At 45.8% G+C, this 524-nt stretch carries 1 protein-coding gene; it reads left to right on the top strand.

Annotated features, from left to right (window positions below):
* The first annotated feature begins 201 nt into the window (after positions 1-201).
* Positions 202-465 (top strand): helix-turn-helix domain-containing protein, encoded by a 264-nt coding sequence (locus PSI22_RS21365; RefSeq protein WP_046336220.1) that lies wholly within the window; start codon positions 202-204, stop codon positions 463-465.
* The last annotated feature ends 59 nt before the right edge of the window (positions 466-524 follow it).

The following is a 524-nucleotide window of genomic DNA, read 5'->3' as shown; positions in this document are numbered from 1 at the left end:
CATTGGCAAAATCCAATGGTCAAGGTTTAGCAGCCTTGTCACTCATAGACACTGGCAGAAATTTTGCCAGTGTGCCTGTTATCGCCTTTTCAATGGTGGTTCAGGCAGGGGAGACGTAAGTCTCGCTGGTATGAGTGCCAGTCTGCTAACCCTGTCTGAATCGCCACCATCAATGATTAATTAATGGAAGGGGTAGCAGGAATGAATAACGTTAGAAATGACTGGCATCAGGCCGATATTATTGCTGCATTACGCAAACGCGGTACAACCTTAGCGGCTCTCTCCCGTGAAACGGGACTCAGTTCATCAACATTAGCAAATGCACTCAGCAGGCAGTGGCCTAAAGGCGAATGGATCATTGCGAATTATCTCGGCATCCATCCCTCAGAAATCTGGCCTAGCCGCTACTTTGATAAGCAAGGCCAATTAATTGAGCGCAAAGTTCGCAATAAGCCACAGGAATAGCCCGCTTCAATTTGTGATCGACTTCGTAAAAATGATAATTTTTTATTTAAAGCCCTGAG

The organism is Xenorhabdus aichiensis (assembly GCF_028598775.1).
Taxonomy (GTDB): domain Bacteria; phylum Pseudomonadota; class Gammaproteobacteria; order Enterobacterales; family Enterobacteriaceae; genus Xenorhabdus; species Xenorhabdus bovienii.
Note: the sequence above shows the minus strand (reverse complement) of the source record. Positions and strands in the feature narration are given on the sequence as shown.

Bases quoted from the DNA above. Each gene is read 5' to 3' on its own strand.
- PSI22_RS21365 (WP_046336220.1), top strand. From the start codon at position 202: ATGAATAACGTTAGAAATGACTGGCATCAGGCCGATATTATTGCTGCA.